9 protein-coding genes and 3 pseudogenes are annotated in these 14604 nt (G+C 38.3%); 2 read left to right on the top strand and 10 right to left on the bottom strand.

Annotated elements, in window-relative coordinates; genetic code table 11:
* The first annotated feature begins 97 nt into the window (after positions 1-97).
* Entirely contained in the window at positions 98-1609 is a 1512-nt protein-coding gene (locus Q9Q86_RS05175) for an aldehyde dehydrogenase family protein (RefSeq protein WP_112987583.1), read from the top strand.
* A 257-nt stretch (positions 1610-1866) separates the two neighbouring features.
* Entirely contained in the window at positions 1867-2742 is an 876-nt protein-coding gene (locus tag Q9Q86_RS05170; protein WP_004961983.1) for a bile acid:sodium symporter family protein, read from the top strand.
* Between the two features lie 60 nt (positions 2743-2802).
* Here Q9Q86_RS05170 and Q9Q86_RS05165 read toward each other — a convergent pair.
* From Q9Q86_RS05165 to Q9Q86_RS05120, 10 genes and pseudogenes are all read right to left on the bottom strand, one after another.
* Positions 2803-3804: pseudogene (locus Q9Q86_RS05165) on the bottom strand (2-dehydropantoate 2-reductase).
* A gap of 150 nt (positions 3805-3954) precedes the next feature.
* A complete protein-coding gene (hchA, locus tag Q9Q86_RS05160) occupies positions 3955-4833 on the bottom strand; it encodes a glyoxalase III HchA (RefSeq protein ID WP_112987582.1) in 879 nt (292 codons plus the stop codon).
* A 106-nt stretch (positions 4834-4939) separates the two neighbouring features.
* Positions 4940-5944 (bottom strand): NAD(P)H-quinone oxidoreductase, encoded by a 1005-nt coding sequence (locus Q9Q86_RS05155; protein ID WP_112987581.1) that lies wholly within the window; start codon positions 5942-5944, stop codon positions 4940-4942.
* Positions 5945-5951: 7 nt separating this feature from the next.
* Positions 5952-6828 (bottom strand): annotated as a pseudogene (locus Q9Q86_RS05150) (AraC family transcriptional regulator N-terminal domain-containing protein).
* A 157-nt stretch (positions 6829-6985) separates the two neighbouring features.
* Positions 6986-7294 (bottom strand): hypothetical protein, encoded by a 309-nt coding sequence (locus tag Q9Q86_RS05145; RefSeq protein ID WP_075696518.1) that lies wholly within the window; start codon positions 7292-7294, stop codon positions 6986-6988.
* A 31-nt stretch (positions 7295-7325) separates the two neighbouring features.
* Positions 7326-8021, bottom strand: coding sequence for a GntR family transcriptional regulator (locus Q9Q86_RS05140; protein ID WP_004911256.1), 696 nt, complete (start codon positions 8019-8021; stop codon positions 7326-7328).
* 11 nt (positions 8022-8032) lie between these two features.
* Positions 8033-11638: an urea carboxylase gene (gene uca, locus Q9Q86_RS05135; protein ID WP_112987580.1), complete on the bottom strand. Its 3606-nt coding sequence runs from the start codon at positions 11636-11638 to the stop codon at positions 8033-8035.
* Between the two features lie 15 nt (positions 11639-11653).
* Positions 11654-13480 (bottom strand): allophanate hydrolase, encoded by a 1827-nt coding sequence (gene atzF / locus Q9Q86_RS05130; RefSeq protein ID WP_112987579.1) that lies wholly within the window; start codon positions 13478-13480, stop codon positions 11654-11656.
* 236 nt (positions 13481-13716) lie between these two features.
* A complete protein-coding gene (locus tag Q9Q86_RS05125) occupies positions 13717-14073 on the bottom strand; it encodes a winged helix-turn-helix domain-containing protein (RefSeq protein ID WP_112987578.1) in 357 nt (118 codons plus the stop codon).
* A 59-nt stretch (positions 14074-14132) separates the two neighbouring features.
* A pseudogene (locus tag Q9Q86_RS05120) lies at positions 14133-14480 on the bottom strand (zinc-binding dehydrogenase); the annotation flags it as partial.
* Positions 14481-14604 lie beyond the last annotated feature (124 nt).

Genomic DNA, 14604 nt, shown 5'->3' with positions numbered 1-14604 from the left:
CAACCTTCGCACTTATATCCTAATGAAATAACGTACAAAAGTACCTTATACCAAAGCTGTAGATCGTTAAATCAATTATAAGCAAAGGAATTTATATATGCGTTACATCGATCCTAACCAACCTGGTTCAAAAGTCCAATTTAAATCTCAATATGAGAACTTTATTGGCGGTCAATGGGTAGCTCCTGTAAGAGGAGAATACTTCGATAATGTTTCACCTGTCGATGGCAAAGTGTTTACAAAGATCCCTCGTTCTTCAGTTGAAGACATTGAACTTGCTCTCGATGCAGCACATAAAGCAAAAGCTGAATGGAATAAAAGCTCTGCTACAACGCGTTCAAATATTTTATTAAAAATAGCGGATCGTATGGAACAAAACCTTGAGTTTCTTGCAGTTGCAGAAACTTGGGACAATGGTAAACCAGTACGTGAAACTTTAGCCGCGGACATCCCGTTAGCGATAGATCACTTCCGCTATTTTGCTGGATGTATTCGTGCACAAGAAGGCGGAATTTCAGAGATTGATGAAGATACGATTGCCTACCACTTTCACGAGCCTTTAGGCGTTGTAGGTCAAATCATTCCTTGGAACTTCCCGATTTTGATGGCGGCTTGGAAACTCGCACCAGCACTCGCGGCGGGTAACTGTATTGTTTTAAAACCAGCAGAACAGACACCTGTGGGTATTTTACTGGTCTTAGAACTTATCCAAGACATACTTCCACCAGGTGTTCTCAACGTTGTTAATGGTTTTGGTGCTGAAGTGGGTCGACCATTAGCAACTAGTCCTCGTATTGCTAAAATTGCATTTACTGGTTCTACTCAAGTCGGTCAGCTCATCATGCAATATGCAACTGAGAATATTATTCCAGTCACCTTGGAGCTTGGGGGTAAATCACCAAATGTCTTCTTTGAAGATGTGATGGACAAAGATGATGATTATCTTGATAAAGCGCTAGAGGGCTTTGCAATGTTTGCATTGAATCAAGGTGAAGTATGTACTTGTCCTTCTCGTGCCTTAATTCAAGAAAGTATCGCAGATAAGTTTTTAGAAAAAGCAATCGAGCGAGTTAAACGAATTAAGTTGGGTCATCCATTAGACACTGAAACCATGGTTGGCGCTCAAGCTTCCTTAGAACAGCAAGAGAAAATCCTACGTTGTATCAGCACAGGTCGTGAGGAAGGTGCTGAAGTACTTGTAGGTGGTGGTGCTCGTCAAGAAGTTGGTAAAGGTTTCTATATTGAACCTACAGTGTTCAAAGGACACAACAGTATGCAAATTTTCCAAGAAGAAATTTTTGGACCTGTGTTGTCAGTGACCACTTTCAAAGATTTTGATGAAGCAATCAAAATTGCCAATGAAACCATTTATGGCTTAGGAGCTGGAGTTTGGTCACGTTCTGCACATACTTCATACCGTGCAGGTCGTGCAATAGAAGCGGGTCGTGTATGGACAAATTGTTATCACATTTACCCTGCTCATGCGGCATTTGGTGGTTACAAAAAATCAGGTATTGGTCGTGAAAACCATCGCATGATGTTAGACCATTACCAACAAACCAAGAACCTATTGGTGAGCTACTCAACTAAACCAGCGGGTTTCTTTTAAAATTTAAAAAAGCTTATTTATCTCGATAAGTCAGTTTAAAGTAAAGGCAAGTACACGAATTGTACTTGCCTTTTTAGTTATTAGAAATTCACATAAAAATATCAGTTGTCGTGTAGTTGACAGATTTTCAAATAAATATATGTTTAAAGTGCTAGATCGAAACTTAGATCATCTTTGATTTGTACACGATGATGGTCACTTTTAAAAACGATATCAATTATTTATCAAAATAAAATTCATTTAGGAAAGCACGGTTTATGGATTCAGGATTGATCACAATATTTTTACCTATCGCCTTAGCCATCGTTATGGCAGGTATGGGGCTAGAACTAACACTTAAAGACTTTGCGCGAGTCAGCAAACACCCTAAAGCTGTTTTAATAGCATTGTTCTGCCAACTCATTTTATTAGTAGGGATAGCGTTTTTAATTTGTAAAATACTTGCTTTACCACCGCTTTTAGCGGTCGGTTTGATGCTATTGGCTGCATCACCTGGTGGTACGACAGCCAATTTATTTAGCTATCTATATAAGGGTGACATCGCACTTAATATTACTTTAACTGCAATTAACGCTATTATCGCAGCGGTGTTCCTACCCTTAATTGTAAATTTCTCGATTCTGTATTTTATGAATGAAGGGCAGCAAGTCGGTCTGCAATTTACTAAGGTTTTACAAGTTTTTCTGATTATTTTAGTGCCTGTATGCATCGGAATGATCATTCGTCATTATGCACCGCATGTTGCTGAAAAACTGAATCGTCCTGTACGAATCTTTGCCGTGGTTTTTCTGCTGATTATCATTCTAGGCGCAATTATCAAAGAGCGAAGCAACTTGGTAGATTATTTGGGACAGATTGGCTTAGCAACCGCACTATTCTGCGCAATTAGTTTAATGGTTGGATATTTCGTGCCACGAATGTTAGGCATTAGTTCATATCAAGCACGTGCATGTGCATTTGAGATCGGGATTCATAACAGTACCTTAGCAATGACAATTGCACTCACGATTATGGCAAGTACCACCATCGCAATGCCTGCCGCGGTATACTCCATTTTCATGTATATCTTCGCGACTATATTCGGCATATTAATTACGAAATTTGCCCCTCAAGATGCTGTAAAAACAGTCTAATCTAAGATTTTTATCAAAAAAGCGTATAGGTGCTATACGCTTTTTTTATGCATAATCGAATCACAATTGCGTTAACTGTGCTTTAAGTTTTGATCCAGACCATACTTTCGGTTCTGATTCTGCCTGTTTTACTAGCTCAATTAATTTTTGGTTAATTGGTGCTGTAAGATTCAACTGTCTAGCTAAATTAACAACCTCACCATTAATCCAATCGATTTCAGTTTTTCTTCCAACCATTAAATCATCAGCCATCGAAGAACGCGCAAGTGGATCAATCGCGAGCATTTTTTTACTGATAATCTTAAATATAGGATTGGGTAGTTTTAAAATTTTAGGAATAAATTGTGCTGGAATCGGAGTCAGTTTTGCTGGTTTGATTTTGGCTATTTTTAATAGATTTAATGTTTCTAATTGGACAAGTGCCAAACACTGACGATATTCTCGAATAGATAATTCTTGTTTCAGTGGAAGTTGGGATAACGCATTGATTGAATTATTTAAGTTCAATAATAATTTTGCCCATTGCACAGCTTGCATATCTTGTTCTAACTGAATTTCTAACTGCGCTTTTTGAAACGCAAGTACGAGTTCAGCTAATTGCTCATGGCTTTTTACATACAAAGCACCATCTGTTCCTTGGTGGAATCGACCATTCCCCAAAGCTACAACATTAAAAGGTACCATTCCTTCGAGTATAATGTGGTCTGTTAAAATTCTTTTTAGAATTCCCACATTACTTAAGCCATTTTGAAAACTAATAATAATGGTCTTTTTCTTTAAAATATCTTTTAATTCAAGGGCTACTTGTTCAGTAGATGTTGATTTTACGCAAACAAAGACAATATCAGCATGAGCTACTACATTGGGATCAATGCTCATTTGTAATTGATTTACAGAAATAGTTTGCTTAAATCCTGTGTAATCGGAAACAGTTAAACCTTAAGTTTGAAGTTCTTGCTGAACTCTAGGACGAACAATAAAATCTATGTCATAGTCAGCAGCAACCAATCTACCGCCAAGATAGCATCCAATACTGCCTGCACCATAAATACATATTTTCATTGATGATCTCTAACTATTTAATTATATCTTGCTACTTTTCTAACATAATCAAGATTGCGGACATGATTTGTCAGCTAGCTTACAGAGGTTTATATTTTTCTCAAGAAAAAGCCCAATATAAGATTGGGCTTTAAACTCATAAAAAAAAGATTATGCGTTAAGACTTGGATCAGCTAATAAAGTTTCAGCAGCAAGTTTCCCCAAATTATTAGAGGCTAAGGGACTATCACCCGTTAACAGTTTTCGATCTTGATGAACTTGCCCTGTGATTCCCTTATTTAGGATTTCCACACCAAGCTTTTCAAGATTTTCGCCGACGAGCCACGGCAATTGTCCAGGCATATATCCAATATCAATATTGGCACCTTTATCTAATGAATCTGGGAAAACACAGACTTGATAGCCTTTAAAAATATAATCATTTGGGCTTTCACCAACTGCGGCTGCTAATAAAGAAGCTGGACCATGACATAAAGTAATAACATATTTGTCATGATCTACTGCCCATTTTAATAAAGCCTTAACTTCTTTACTTTCGGGGATTTTAGCCAAAACCCCATGTCCACCTGGTATAAAAATACCAGCATAAGGTGAGTCACTGCTTAAAGCCTGATCTAAAATATCTGCCAATTTAAGTGGAGATTTCAGTTGTTTTTCGTACTTGTGATAGGTATCCAAAACCACTTGCTCTTCTTTTGGCATTACCCACATTTCCAGTTTAACTGGATTACCTGAAAGTGTTGCAACGTCAAAGGCAAAACCAGCATTATCCAAATGGAACATCGGTAACAACATTTCTACTGGATGATTCCCTGTAGAAAAGAATTTCTCATTTTGCATCAGGATATAGCGTTCATCCGTAGCAATCATGAGGATCTTTTTATCGCCCTGATATGGATTTGGATATGTAGTTCCGTCATAGTCAGTTTTTGGAGCCGTATACTGACTTAGAGAATAGGGTGATGGAAAAAAAGCATTATCTTCAGCTAAATCTGGGGTTGGGTTACGATCATCTATATTTATTGTCATGTTCAAATTCCTCGTAGGATATGTTTGATTTACATATTGCTTTTCCAAGTGATCATTCTCAAGCTTGATGTATAAATAGGCATAGAATGAATACGATTAGGCAAAATTAGGATTTAATTTCGAGTACCACTTTTCCAATATGTTCGCTGCTTTCCAGACATTGGTGTGCTGCTGCAACCTCTTCAAAAGCAAAAGTCTTATAAATAATTGGTTTACATTGACCTGTTTCGATTAGTGGCCAAACAAACTGCTCCAATTCTTGGGTAATTTTTGCTTTCTCATCATTGGTTCGAGCACGCATCGTTGAGCCAGTCACCACAGCGCGTTTGAGCATGAGTTCTTGAATATCAAAGCCATCTACTTTTCGACCGCCCATAAATCCGATAATTACCAGTCGCCCATCTCTTTTTAGCAATCTCAGATTCTGATTAAAGTAAGCAGCGCCAATAATATCCAAGATCACATCAACACCTTGATGATCTGTGAGTGATAAGATTTCTTGTTCAAAATCTTGCTTTTTATAATTAATAACAGTCGAAATTGAGCTTAATTTTTCTACTTTTTCTTCACTTCCCACTGTGGAAAAAGTTTGAATACCCATTGCATGACATAAGCTCAACGCTGTAGAACCAATTCCACTCGCTCCTCCATGAATTAACACGGTTTCATTCTTTTTTAACTGTCCGATCTGAAATAGATTTGCCCATACTGTGAAATAAGTTTCTGGAATAGCCGCAGCTTCAATAAAACTCAGATTTTTTGGAATCGCTAAAGTTTGATTTGCTGGAACAGCACAGTATTCTGCATACCCTCCACCGTTGGTCAGCGCACAGACCTTATCACCGACTTTAAATTTTTCTACTTTTGAACCGATTTGTGAAATGATGCCAGCAACTTCCAATCCTGGAATTTGCGTTACGCCTTTCGGCATTGGATACAACCCTTGTCTTTGCAAAATATCAGGGCGATTGATCCCAGTGGCATAGACTTCAATTAGTACTTCATCTTCTTTAATCTTAGGTTTCTCACCATGTACAACTTTTAGAACTTCAGGACCGCCAGCTTGAGTAATTTCGATATATTTCATTTGTTCGCTACTATTTTGATTCATGAGTTACTCATTCCTTATCTATATTTACTTCAGTCTGATTAGGAGAAAAACCAAACAGCTTTTTAAACTCTCGACTAAATTGAGATGAGCTTTGATAACCAACAGCATAAGCTGCTTGAGCAACGCTTTGGTTTTCGTTTTGCAACATTTGTTTTGCCTTATGCAACCGCGTAACTTTGAGATACTGCAAAGGTGAATGTAATGTGACTTGTTTGAATGCTTTATGAAACGCAGAAATACTCATATTGGCTTGCTCAGCAAGCATTTCCACTGTTAATTTTTCTGTAAAATGATGTTGAATATATTCACAAATCTTATAAATAGGTCGTAAGTTGCCTTGAACGACTAATCCTTTTAAAGCATCTGCACCCGAATGTTGAATCACTCGATACATTAACTCTCGTTTAATTTGTTCACCTAAAATCAAGCTATCTTGTTCTGAACCTAAATTTTTTAATAGTCGTATTAAAACATTCGAAATGGTTTGATCATATTGAATTACACTCATGCCCGTAGTGAGTGGTTTAAATTGCTCATTTTCAAAATATGTTTTTGCTAATAACTCATTTACCGTATCCGCCTCTAGTTTCATGCTGACTGCCATCATAGGCAATTCAGGACTCGCTACCGTATCACAATCAAATGGCATAGACACGGAGACGATAAGGCATTCGCCTTGCTGAAATGCATAGGTTTCAGTTCCGATATAACCACGTTTACTGCCTTGTAAAACAAAAAACTAAGGTCGGTTCTTGCAATACGGCTAATGGTGGTGTGTTGTGATCTACACGCATCAAAGTGATGCCATCTATTGCCGTAGTAAAGAAGCCTTCTTTAGCAACAAGTTTTAAAAACAGTGAGCTAAGTATTTGGTTATTCATCATGTGTCATCTGATGATTCTAAATTTGATTTTTATTATTAAATAGAAAATGAATAAAAGATGTTAGTTTTATGCAGGATTAGGCATAGAAAATAGAGTTTTGTGAAGTTCATTTAAACATGTGATATAGATTTATAAAAATGATCTAGCAAACTAAATCTTATTTATTATCAGAAAAAACAATAGCTAAGAAAAATAATAGTGTTATGAAAGCACCCACACCTAAACTAACCATAATTATTTCTAGATTCATAAACTCCATCAATATACCATGTTTTCCCCACGCACCATCAAAGCCATGATTTTCAGATTTCCTACCTAATCCTCCAATGATACAAAACCCTATACTAGAAATAAAAAAAATACTTAAGGAAGCCTTCCATAGTTTAAAAAGTTTGAGAAATGAAATTAAACTCATTCCAAGTATAGTCACAATTGAAGCTACAACGGCATAATGCCAGTTATCCATAAAAATCCTTATTGCTCACCATACTCTAATCTTAATAAAACTGACTTGAATCCAACATCTGTAAAGTAATTTTTTTCACTTCATCACGACTTTGCATAATATGTGCTTCAATCGCTTGAATGGCTTCATCTACTTTACGATTAAAAATATAACCCAGTATTTTCTGATGCTCCTGATAAGTCGCTTCAACGCGATAATCTTTTGAGAAGTCTAAACGACGAATAATACGGATTCGCTCACTCAAATCACGATGAATTCTCGCCATTTCATTATTTCCAGAGGCGCGAACCAATGCGCAATGGAAATCCTCATCTTGTTGTGACAGTTGTTTAATGTCCTTTAGATATTGATGAGGTTCAATCAACCATAAATCTTTTAAAAGAGATAATTCAACCGAATTTTGATGATCCATCTGACAAAGTTTACGAATCGAATCTTTTTCTAATACGATCCTCACATCATAAAGTTCTTCATAATATCGAAAATTGAGCGGTCGGATTTGCCAACCGCTACGAAAACTCACATCAACATAACCCTCTTGTTGCAAACGATACAGCGCTTGTCGGATTGGGGTACGACTTACATCATAAGCCTTTGCAACTTCAGATTCAGTGAAACGTTCACCCGGCATCAGTTTGAAATCAAAGATATCATTCTTAATGCGTTGGTAAACCAGCTCAGACAAATTGTCTGAGCTTTTTGTTGTTTTTATTTTGGTTTCTTTCATGCAACCTTGCCTTATTCCATATAAACCAGTGGTTCACCACTATGTACGGTTTGCCCTGCTCTACAAATAATAGCTTTTACAATGCCATCTTCTTCTGCATAAACCGGAAGTTCCATTTTCATTGCTTCAATAATAGCAACAGTTTCACCTTTTTTAACCTCTTGACCATGTTCAACAAAAATTTTCCAGATATTACCTGTCATCGATGCATTTAATGATGCTAAATGACTGTAATCAGCATGGTTATTTTCTTGAATCTGTTCTTCAGGTTGAGCTGCAAACTCCTCTTTCCAGCGATCCACTTCAGTTGTGAATGCTTGTTGTTGCTTAGCTTTAAACTCGGCAATACTTTCAGCTTCATTCTCTAAAAATTTTACATAATCCGCATAATCGAATTCAGTTTCCTCAATCTTGATCTCAGCACGACCATTTTCAAAGTCAGCACGCCATTGATTGAGTTCTTCTTCTGTAACCTCAAAATATTTAATTTGATCGAAGAATTGTAAGAACCATTGTTTATCACCAAATTGTTTGTTTTTCTTAAACTTGTTCCAAATTGGTAAAGTACGCCCTATCAATTGATAGCCGCCTGGTGAATCCATGCCGTAGATACACATGTACATACCACCAATCCCAACCGTTCCCTCTGCGGTAAAGGTACGAGCTGGATTATATTTAGAACTGAGTAAACGATGGCGTGGGTCAATCGGTACGGCACAAGGTGCTGTTAAATACACATCACCCAAGCCAAGAATTAAATAGTTCGCATCAAAAATAATATCTTTCACTTCATTTCGATCTGCCAAGCCATTAATGCGTTGGATAAAATCAACGTTATTTGGCAACCACGGTGCTTTAGAGCAAACACTTTCTTGATAGCGTTCTACAGCTCCTAAAGTCGCACTGTCTTCAAATGCCATCGGCAAATGTACGATACGAGATGGGATTTTTAATTGGCTCAAATCACCCATCTCTTTTTCGAGTTGAAGTAATTGAGCAATCAATTCTGATTGTGGAATTACTAAGCCATCGTATTTAATCTGTAGTGAACGAACACCCGGTGACAGTTCCAATACGCCTGCAATTTTTGCATCACGGATCATTTGAATCAGTTGATGCACCCGTAAGCGCAAAGCCAAATCTAAAACATTTTCGCCGTATTCTAAGAGAATATAACTATCACCTGCTTGGCGATACACTGTTTTTGGCGACAATTCAGTTGGTTCTCGTTGTGCCAAAATCGTACTGACAACCTCTTGAATTGACTTAATCATTTCTACAACTTTGCTTGCTTCAGCAAAATTTTGGATATTTTCAATTTGCTTGCGCTCTAATTCATTGGCTTGTTCAACGCTAATCGGATAAAAGCAAATTTTATCATCGGCTTTAAGTTGTCCCACTTTCCAAAGTTCGGCTTTGGCAATCGTCACAGGACAAACGAACCCCCCTAAACTTGGACCATCTTTAGCCAGAATTACAGGGAAATCGCCTGTGAAGTTAATTGCACCGATCGCATATTCACAGTCATGGACATTGGATGGATGTAAACCTGCTTCACCACCATTTTCTCGTGCCCATCTTGGCGTTGGTCCTGATAAACGAACGCCTAAACGATTTGAGTTAAAGTGAACTGTCCACTCTGATGCAAAAAACTCTTCTACATATTCAGGTTTAAAGAAATCTGGTGCGCCGTGCGGGCCATATAACACCGCAATTTCCCATTCATTACTATATTCAGGAATCAATTCAGCCGATAACGCTTGAGGTTCATCATGTGCAAGTGGCAATTCTGCACTAGCAAATGCTGGATCAACCATTTTAATCATGTCACCGACACGTAAGGTACGACCTGCATGACCACCAAAATTACCAAGCGCAAAAGTAGAACGACTGCCTAAATATACAGGGACATCCAAACCATTTCGAACCGCTAAATATGTACGGCAACCTGATTCAACTTGACCGATTTTTAGAATTTGTCCTGCTTTAACTTCTACAGGCTTCCAAAAATCAATTTCCTGATCATCTAACAACGCAGTACAGCTTGCTCCCGCCAAAGCAATAATCGTATTTGTGTGAAACTTTAAGGTTGGTCCAACTAAGGTAAACTCGAAACCTGCGGCTTTAGCATCATTTCCAACAATACGATTAGCAAGCTGAAATGCATAATCATCCATTGGACCAGATGGCGGAACACCAATATCCCAGTAGCCTGTACGACCCGGATAATCTTGAATTGAACTTAAAGTTCCTGCTTGAACAACTTCAATCACGTTTGGCGTGTAATTGAAATCATCCAGCATTCTTGTCCAAATTTGCATAGATTCAAAGCGCTGATCTGAAACAATAGCACGTGCATAATCCAAGTTTGTACTAATACCGTTCAAGCGTGTTTCAGCCAATACATGTTTTAATTTTTCAATAGCACTAGCACGGTCATCAGCATGCACAATAATCTTGGCAATCATTGGATCGAAGTATTGAGAAATCTCTGTGCCCGTTTTTACCCAAGTATCAACCCGAATCCCCTCTGGAAATGCAACCTCTGTCAGTACACCTGGACTTGGTTGGAAATTTTTCACAGGATCTTCGGCATAAACACGAACCTCAATTGCTGCACCTTTCGGCTGAATATTGCTGAGATATGCCCAATCAAGTTCATCACCAGCAGCCACTTTGAGCATACATTCAATTAAGTCTAAACCTGTCACCATCTCAGTGACGGGATGCTCAACCTGTAAGCGTGTATTCACTTCTAGAAAATAGAACTCATCTCGATTGGCATCGTAAATAAACTCCACTGTTCCCGCACTACGATAATTAACGGATTTACCTAATTCCACTGCTGCCTGATGTAGTTTTTTTCGTGTCGCCTCAGGTAAGTTTGCCGCAGGCGTTTCCTCGACCACTTTTTGGTTACGACGTTGCAAAGAGCAATCACGCTCACCAAAGGCAACAACTTGCCCCTTTCCATCACCAAAAATTTGTACTTCAACATGACGCGCTTTATCAATAAAGCATTCAATAAATACACCTGCATCCTTGAAAAACTGCTCGCCCAAACGTTTTACACTTTCGTAAGCATCGGTTAACGCTTGTGGCGTATCACAACGGGTCAAACCAATACCACCACCGCCAGCAGTACTTTTCAACATAATTGGATAGCCAATACGATCTGCGGCAATCAGTGCTTCTTCTAAGCTATCCAACAATCCAGTTCCCGGTGTCATTGGTACATTCGCAGCAGCAGCCAATTCACGAGCACGATGCTTTAGACCAAATTCTAGAATTTGCTCGGCCGTTGGCCCCATAAAGGCAATGTTATTTTCTTCACAAGCGCGAGAAAAATCAGCACTTTCAGAAAGAAAGCCATAACCTGGAAAGATTGCCTCCGCGCCAGTTTGTTTAGCTGCCTGAATTAATTTTTCAATACTCAAATAAGTATCGGCTGGTTTTAAACCATCTAATCCAATCGCAATATCAGCATCTTCGACATGTTGCGCATAACGATCACTATCCGAATACACAGCAACACTGGTTATACCTAATTTTTTAAGGGTGCGAATCGCTCGAACAGCAATTTCACCACGGTTTGCAATAAGTACAGTTTTAAACATGATGATTTCCCCCAATTAATTCGCTGTGTTTGCTGCTTGGCTGTTACGATGCTGGATATAAGCTCTCCATCCACCAAAATGACTAATATTCTCTGCATCATCTATGCCATAAGGCTCACAGATAAAACCTTTCACCCAGCGCCCATCTTCTAGTTCGACATTACCCATGCCTAAAGGTGTCGGAATTTCAGCCACAAATTCACCAAATCGAGCAGTTGGGACATCCCACAATTCAACAATGATGCTTTGACCATCTTGCTGACGTGCTAAGCCGGGTTTCGGTGGAACAGTGCCATTCAAAGCATAAAGCGCATAGTTTTTAGAGGTCGTTGTGGTTTCGATATGTACGGCATCACGTGTGGTTAATTGAAAATTTAGCGGCATACCTGTCAAATGAGCACCGACGACTGCAACGCGAATATGATGTTGTGAAATAGGTGTAGAAGAACTTAAAGGCAGAGCTTTATCCAATGCTCCTAATTTCAGTGCAAGATAGTTTTGCCAAGCTTTACCAAAATGAACCAATGCCGCATCATGCCAAGCAGGTGCAATTAGAGTGATCCCAAATGGTAAATTGTCAGCCCTAAATCCTGCTGGTAAAGCTAAAGCACTCAAATCTGCCAAGTTGGTAAAGTTAGTGTAGATTCCTAAATGAGCGTTATATTCAATCGGATTTTGTTCAAGCTGCTCAATGGTATAAATTGTAGGTGCAGTTGGAACAATTAAGGCATCAAAGTCAGCCAGTCTTTGTTGGATTTTTCGAGCTAAATCTTGTTTTAAATATTCTGCATTGTAGGCATCCACCGCTGAATATTTTTCGCCGTTTTTAATAATTTCTAATACCGTTGGATCAAATGCATCAGGATTGGTTTTCAGTAAATATTCAACGGCTGCGGTACGTTCTGCCACCCATGAACCTTGATATAGTTGCACCGCCAGTTGCTCAAAGTCTGAAAAATCAATTTTAGTGATCTCAGCATTTAATGACTCAAGCAATTGGACTGTTTGCTGAAATGCTTTTTCAGCCTGTTCATCACCAAAGAAATTTAGTTTTTCTGGAATGGCAAATTTTAATTTGCTAGAGAAATGCGCTGGAACATTCTTTGGATGCTTACGTGAATAACTATCCAATGGATCATAGGCTTCTAAAACATTTGCAACCAAGTCTGCATCTGCAACGGTTAAAGCAAAAATCGAAATACAATCTAGACTTTTACATGCAGGCAATAAACCACGATTTGAAAACCGCCCTTTGGTTGGTTTTAGCCCAACAATATTGTTAAATGCCGCTGGTACGCGTCCGGAACCTGCAGTATCTGTGCCTAATGCAAATGGGACAAATCCACGAGCAACCACACTTGCTGAACCAGAACTTGAGCCGCCACTGACATATTTAGAATTAAATGTATTTGCAACAGCACCATATGGAGAGCGAGTTCCTACTAAACCTGTTGCAAACTGATCAAGATTAGTTTTACCAATTACAATCGCCCCCGCTTGTTTTAACAAACGTACTGTTTCAGCATCTTCTGCTGCAACAGTAGTTAAAGCTTTACAAGCTGCGGTAGTTACAAACCCTGCAACATCAATATTATCTTTCACTGCAAACGGAACGCCGTAGAGTGGAAATTGTTTTGCTAAACTCTCAGCTTCTTTAGTTAATTCATTGAGAAATTGAATTTGCTGTTCAATCTGTTCTAACGTCGCAATTGAAATCCATGCATTATCTTGAGGATCAATTAATGCAACTAAATCTTTTAACGTATTGAGTCGAATCTCATTTTTCGAATAAGCTGTTTGCCACTCTGAAATTGTCCAACCTAAAGTTTTTATTTCATGCATTTTATGAATCCCATCTTGTATACAAGTTTGAATTTTAAAATGCAGAATCCATGCCAATTTATTTTATATATCTAAATCAGATGGTTATATTATTTTATAGATATACTATTTTTTCTAATTTTCATCTTGGTGCTTAAAAGGCTTTGTTTTAATGCAAATGCTCCATGATTTAGCAAATAGCATTTTTGTTTATCAAAAGTTGCTCAAATTCATATTTAATCAATTATTCTTATAATTTATTGCTTTATTTTTAGATAGTTGGATAACGCCTCAAACTCTGATGCTAAAGTTTGAATAGGTTGTTTCTCCATTGCTCTATTTTTTTTCAATACCACTTGCCCTAGCTCTGTTACTAATGCACCGCCACCGTACGTACCACCAGTTTGTGTTTCAACAAGTTGAGAATGAAAACATTGATTCATGGTATCTACAAGTTGCCAAGCTCGACGATAACTCATGTTCATCGATTTTGCGGCTTGAGAAATTGAGCCTGTACGTTGAATTGCTTCGAGTAATTCAGCTTTACCCGGACCAAAAGCAATTTGCTCCTCAGCTAAGATTCGGACGTGTAATTTTAAACGTGCTTTGGACATCAACTTATACTCAAAGATTTGATGATGCGCTACACATCATCAAATCGAAACATTCACAATTAAAAATGAATCACTGTACGAATCGACTTACCTTCGTGCATTAGATCAAAAGCATAATTAATTTCTTCAAGCGACATAGTATGAGTCACAAATGGCGCAAGTTGAATTTCACCTTTCATTGCATCTTCAACCATTTTAGGTAATTGCGAACGACCTTTCACACCACCAAAAGCCGTTCCCATCCATTTACGACCTGTCACCAACTGGAATGGACGGGTTGAAATTTCCTGTCCTGCACCTGCCACACCAATAATCACGGATTGTCCCCAACCACGATGAGCACATTCCAATGCTGAGCGCATGACATTGGTGTTTCCAATACATTCAAAAGAATGATCAACACCCCAACATCATCACGACCCTGAAAGTACCAGATTTCAGTGTCTTACCATGGATTTTGTCTCTTATTTTCCAGTGGAATGGATGATGTAAATCAACTATGCTCTCATATTGAATTTGCCGAATTGACAA

It is taken from the genome of Acinetobacter sp. A22 (genome assembly GCF_030913345.1).
Classification (GTDB): Bacteria; Pseudomonadota; Gammaproteobacteria; order Pseudomonadales; family Moraxellaceae; genus Acinetobacter; species Acinetobacter junii.
Note: the sequence above shows the minus strand (reverse complement) of the source record. Positions and strands in the feature narration are given on the sequence as shown.

What these genes read in the sequence shown, in the direction of transcription:
- atzF (WP_112987579.1), bottom strand. Translation starts at nt 13,480, where the DNA reads ATGCATGAAATAAAAACTTTAGGTTGGACAATTTCAGAGTGGCAAACA.
- Q9Q86_RS05170 (WP_004961983.1), top strand. Translation starts at nt 1,867, where the DNA reads ATGGATTCAGGATTGATCACAATATTTTTACCTATCGCCTTAGCCATC.
- Q9Q86_RS05145 (WP_075696518.1), bottom strand. Translation starts at nt 7,294, where the DNA reads ATGGATAACTGGCATTATGCCGTTGTAGCTTCAATTGTGACTATACTT.
- Q9Q86_RS05140 (WP_004911256.1), bottom strand. Translation starts at nt 8,021, where the DNA reads ATGAAAGAAACCAAAATAAAAACAACAAAAAGCTCAGACAATTTGTCT.
- hchA (WP_112987582.1), bottom strand. Translation starts at nt 4,833, where the DNA reads ATGACAATAAATATAGATGATCGTAACCCAACCCCAGATTTAGCTGAA.
- Q9Q86_RS05175 (WP_112987583.1), top strand. Translation starts at nt 98, where the DNA reads ATGCGTTACATCGATCCTAACCAACCTGGTTCAAAAGTCCAATTTAAA.
- uca (WP_112987580.1), bottom strand. Translation starts at nt 11,638, where the DNA reads ATGTTTAAAACTGTACTTATTGCAAACCGTGGTGAAATTGCTGTTCGA.
- Q9Q86_RS05125 (WP_112987578.1), bottom strand. Translation starts at nt 14,073, where the DNA reads ATGTCCAAAGCACGTTTAAAATTACACGTCCGAATCTTAGCTGAGGAG.
- Q9Q86_RS05155 (WP_112987581.1), bottom strand. Translation starts at nt 5,944, where the DNA reads ATGAATCAAAATAGTAGCGAACAAATGAAATATATCGAAATTACTCAA.